The 3644-nt window shown below is 66.6% G+C and carries 9 protein-coding genes; 6 read left to right on the top strand and 3 right to left on the bottom strand.

The features are described from left to right. From Q8W71_RS32605 to Q8W71_RS32595, 3 genes are all read left to right on the top strand, one after another. The coding region (locus tag Q8W71_RS32605) for a transposase (protein ID WP_370875602.1) at positions 1-228 on the top strand (228 nt) is incomplete at its 5' end. A gap of 330 nt (positions 229-558) precedes the next feature. Further along, the gene (locus Q8W71_RS32600) at positions 559-729 is read left to right on the top strand and encodes a helix-turn-helix domain-containing protein (RefSeq protein ID WP_305529454.1); all 171 of its coding nucleotides are present in this window, start codon (positions 559-561) and stop codon (positions 727-729) included. Further along, positions 726-1013, top strand: coding sequence for a hypothetical protein (locus tag Q8W71_RS32595; protein ID WP_305529453.1), 288 nt, complete (start codon positions 726-728; stop codon positions 1011-1013). The genes Q8W71_RS32600 and Q8W71_RS32595 overlap by 4 nt, the downstream gene beginning before the upstream one ends. A 26-nt stretch (positions 1014-1039) precedes the next feature. Here Q8W71_RS32595 and Q8W71_RS32590 read toward each other — a convergent pair whose 3' ends face one another. Both Q8W71_RS32590 and Q8W71_RS32585 read right to left on the bottom strand, forming a co-directional pair. Next, a complete protein-coding gene (locus tag Q8W71_RS32590) occupies positions 1040-1294 on the bottom strand; it encodes a hypothetical protein (protein WP_305529452.1) in 255 nt (84 codons plus the stop codon). Positions 1295-1323: 29 nt separating this feature from the next. Beyond that, entirely contained in the window at positions 1324-1587 is a 264-nt protein-coding gene (locus tag Q8W71_RS32585; protein WP_305529451.1) for a hypothetical protein, read from the bottom strand. 120 nt (positions 1588-1707) lie between these two features. Here Q8W71_RS32585 and Q8W71_RS32580 point away from each other — a divergent pair, with 120 nt between their 5' ends. Together Q8W71_RS32580 and Q8W71_RS32575 are read left to right on the top strand one after the other, a co-directional pair. After that, a complete protein-coding gene (locus tag Q8W71_RS32580; RefSeq protein ID WP_305529450.1) occupies positions 1708-1914 on the top strand; it encodes a hypothetical protein in 207 nt (68 codons plus the stop codon). 160 nt (positions 1915-2074) lie between these two features. After that, a complete protein-coding gene (locus tag Q8W71_RS32575) occupies positions 2075-2299 on the top strand; it encodes a hypothetical protein (RefSeq protein ID WP_305529449.1) in 225 nt (74 codons plus the stop codon). 214 nt (positions 2300-2513) lie between these two features. Here Q8W71_RS32575 and Q8W71_RS32570 read toward each other — a convergent pair whose 3' ends face one another. Continuing rightward, positions 2514-3164: a hypothetical protein gene (locus Q8W71_RS32570; RefSeq protein ID WP_305529448.1), complete on the bottom strand. Its 651-nt coding sequence runs from the start codon at positions 3162-3164 to the stop codon at positions 2514-2516. A gap of 31 nt (positions 3165-3195) precedes the next feature. Between Q8W71_RS32570 and Q8W71_RS32565 the strand changes: the two genes are divergently transcribed. Continuing rightward, a complete protein-coding gene (locus Q8W71_RS32565) occupies positions 3196-3531 on the top strand; it encodes a transposase (RefSeq protein WP_305525919.1) in 336 nt (111 codons plus the stop codon). Positions 3532-3644: the final 113 nt, after the last annotated feature.

Raw genomic sequence — 3644 nt, 5'->3', positions numbered from 1 at the left:
GACTGGTGCCATCTGCACGGCATGCGCCACCGCGTCGTCGAGAAGGACCCGGATCAGAAGGGCTTCGTCGTGCTGGAGCGGCGCTGGCTCGTCGAGCGCACTTTCGGCTGGCTCAGCCACTGGGGCGGCCTGCTGCGCGAGCGTGCCGGCCGTCTCGACGTGGCGACCGGTCGCCTCACCTGCGTCGCCTGCCTCATGGCCGCCAACGCCCTCAACAATCCAGCCTAAGCTCTCGCCCTCAAACAGGCTCTCAGGCCCGCAGCGCCATCGTCAGGACCCTGCTGGACACCCTGCCAGCTCGATCTCTCAACGACGTGCGTGCCCGCGTGTCCTGGCTGGAGTTCTGGCCCGGCATCGAGGTGAAGCAGAACCGCCCGAGCCTAAGCGACCCTCGCCACCCTCCGCGCAGACCTCGAGCGCATGAGCCAGCGCATCCGCGAGCAGGATGCGCAGCCCGTCCAAGATGGACAGGGGCCGCATGGCGAAGGGGGTGGCGGATCACCATCCCCCTCTGTCCAATCTGGACACCTCAAAAGGGGGTCACGATCCGATACCCCCTTGGCCACCGAAGGGTACCCGCCCGATGGGTACCCCCAGCGCCGCACCAACGCCGACAAGCGCCGCGACGTGCTCGCCCTCCTCGACCAGGGCCTCGCGGATCGCGAGATCGCCCGCCGCGCCGGCGTCTCCCCCACCACCGTCGGCACCATCCGGAGGACGCAGCCGTGAGCCGCGCTACCCTCGCCCCCAAGCCCTTCACCGCGGCCTCGGTCATCACCCTCCTCAACGCCATCGACCGCCACGTCCTCGGTGCCTCGGCCGCCATCGCCTTCCGCTCGGCCCTGCGCCGGAAGGGCATCGAGGCGGACGCGGCCGGCGGGCTTCAGGCCCTCGACACGCTGATGGACGAGGTCGCGGACGCCGATCCGGACCGTGCTGATGCTCGCACCGCCCTCCTTCGCAGCGCCTGGACCGATCTTCTGCCTGCTACGGCCGGGAGGACGCGCACATGAGACCGACCGACGCCGTCACGAAGAGCCTACTTGCCCTTCAGGGGGTCGATGAGGCCGGTTTCCTCGTCCTCCGAGACGATGCCTGTGGGCTGATCGTCGCTTTCGGTCTGTCCATCCGAAGCCTGATCCGGCGGGCCACCATTCTCGATGAGACGCTTCCTGCTGGCATCCTTCCGGTCAGCGACCTCCGTGATGGAGGGGGATGCTGCATCGTTCTTGCTACCGGTCATCGCGCGTTCCCCACCGTCCATAGCCGTGATCAACCCGAGCGGATCCGCCATTCGCTCGGCCCCATCCTGCGTCCCGCCCGTCAGCGACGTGAGCCTGGATGCGAGGCGATCGGCGGCATGGGCGGCAGATCGGTCAACCCAAGCAGCACGCGGGCACCTCGGATCGCGGCCAGCGTCCCCTCCGGGGCGCCATGCCACCGGGCTTCGTACTCCAGCAGGTCCAGGCGCTCGGCGACCGCCTCGGCACGGTGTCGATCCGGCCCGACCGGCATCTCCCCCAGGAGATCTATCAGCCTCGCCATGACCGTAGGCGGCTGGAGCGGCGACACGGGATCATCGTGCATGGCGTTGGGTGCACCCGGCGTCGAGGGGCGCCTTCGCTGCGCCCGGACCGCCAAGCCCGCATTCACATGGGTGCTTTCATCCGCCCATCAGAAGCGAGGTACGCGCTGATGTGTAACGCCATGAGTCCGCAAGAGCAGGCCGCCTTCGCCGCCGGGATCGAGACCGCCCGGCAGATGGCGCTCACCGCCGCCGTGACGCTGGAGATCCACGACGACGCCCGCGAGGTCCGGCAGCAGGCCGCTGCCGCCGCGCTTCAGGGCCTCGCCGACGGGCTCCAGGCCGCGTTCCGCGACCCGCCGATGACCATAACATCGATAACGTCGTGATAAAATAATAGATAAAAATTTACCTAATTATCGATGGGATAATATCAAAGGACGTGCTACAACGCACATAGTTTTGGGTATTGTTGTCGTACCCACTTCTTCGCGAGCGGGAGGATTTGACACCCGGTCGCTGGTAGAGCGAATTGAGGAGCAAACCGGAATGGTCACGACCGTCAAGCGCGCTGGCCTGGCCTTCGCCGTCATCGGCTTCACCGTCCTCGGTGCCATGCCTTCCTCCGCAGCGACTCCCGCGAGCGAACTCGGGTATCGGAATGACGCTCCTCTTTTCGTGAGCGCTTCCGTCGAGAAGCGAGTCGGCACGAGAAACATCAAGGGGGCTGCAAAGCGGATGGCGGTCTGGCCGATCTATTTCTACGGCACTTGAGGTGGGAGTCGATCTAGTCCCGCCTACCTGATCAAGCCACCTCCAATTAGTCGTTACGCAAATCATCATCCTCCCATCGCAAGATCGGGAGGATTTTTTTGAATGTCAGAGATCGGCGATCAACCGGTTAGCCTTGGCCAGAACTTCCCGGCACTCGCGCCGGAACGCCATCGCCATCTGCGTCCGCCCGCCGTGAACGTAACGACCGTTCCGGCTACCGCTCGGGGCTCCGCTGCCCTCGGCGCCGCCATGGATCCGGCACCGCGTCTTCCCGCTCATCACGGGCGGTTAGCATGGCGTCCCGCTCCGGGTCTGGGCGCAGCATCTCACCGTCAATCGCAACTGCCAGGGCTCGCGGGTCGGTAGGTCCATAGGGTTGATGCTCCTTTTCGCGCTGCCCCCTCCCTCTACCCGGGGCCGACCGCGCGCCAGTTTCGACGTTCCCGACGATCGCCTGACCGCCTTCGTAGACGTGGACATGCTCCACCGTGACCTTCTGCGACCCGCCGCGCCGCAGCTTCGCCAGGGCCTCAATCTGAGCCGCGTAGGTCCGCAGCAGCTTGTTCGCGAGGTTGCCGTGCGCCTCCATCAACTCCAGCGTCGAGGCGCGCGCCGACCGTTGCAGGTTCTCCATCGCGACGTGATGCGTCGCGGCCATCCGCACGGCCAGCATCCCTTCGGTGTCGTTCTCGGGCCGTAGCGCATCGACGGCGGCCAGCATCGTGTTGAATTCGGAACTCGGCCGCCCGTTGCTCTCGCGCACCAAGCCCGTGAGTTCGACCAATCGCCCGAGAGCAACGGTATCTGACCGCGTGCCGAATGCGTCCTGCATCCGGAACTGGGATTGCCCCGGTTTGGTGGACACCGAGAACGCTTTTGCGTGAGGTGTTTCCCCGATGCCCAAGACCCGCCCCGCATACCCGGCCGAGTTCCGCCGGCAGATGGTCGATCTGGTCCGCGCCGGCCGCGATCCCACCGACTTGGCCCGCGAGTTCGAGCCCTCGCGCCAGACCATCCAGAACTGGGTCACGGAGGCTGACCGCGGCGAGGGGCGGCGCGAGGCGAAGCCGCCGACGGCCGATTCCAGCCTGACGACGACCGAGCGCGACGAACTCATCCGGTTGCGGCGTGAGAACCGGCAGTTGAAGCTGGAGCGTGACATCCTCTCTCGCGCGACGGCCTGGTTTGCGCGGGAGACCGGGGTCCTGCCGTCGGGGTCTTCCGGTTCATGAGCGCCAACCAGGCCGACTTCCCGATCGCGGTGATGGCCCGTGTGCTCGGTGTGTCGAAGGCGGGGTACTACGCCTGGGCGGGGCGAGAGCCCTCGGCGCGGGTGGTAGCGGAC

Origin of the sequence: Methylobacterium amylolyticum (assembly GCF_030700245.1) — a bacterium.
GTDB lineage: Bacteria > Pseudomonadota > Alphaproteobacteria > Rhizobiales > Beijerinckiaceae > Methylobacterium.
Note: the sequence above shows the minus strand (reverse complement) of the source record. Positions and strands in the feature narration are given on the sequence as shown.

What these genes read in the sequence shown, in the direction of transcription:
- Q8W71_RS32590 (WP_305529452.1), bottom strand. Translation starts at nt 1,294, where the DNA reads ATGGCGGATCCGCTCGGGTTGATCACGGCTATGGACGGTGGGGAACGC.
- Q8W71_RS32585 (WP_305529451.1), bottom strand. Translation starts at nt 1,587, where the DNA reads ATGCACGATGATCCCGTGTCGCCGCTCCAGCCGCCTACGGTCATGGCG.
- Q8W71_RS32580 (WP_305529450.1), top strand. Translation starts at nt 1,708, where the DNA reads ATGAGTCCGCAAGAGCAGGCCGCCTTCGCCGCCGGGATCGAGACCGCC.
- Q8W71_RS32575 (WP_305529449.1), top strand. Translation starts at nt 2,075, where the DNA reads ATGGTCACGACCGTCAAGCGCGCTGGCCTGGCCTTCGCCGTCATCGGC.
- Q8W71_RS32565 (WP_305525919.1), top strand. Translation starts at nt 3,196, where the DNA reads ATGCCCAAGACCCGCCCCGCATACCCGGCCGAGTTCCGCCGGCAGATG.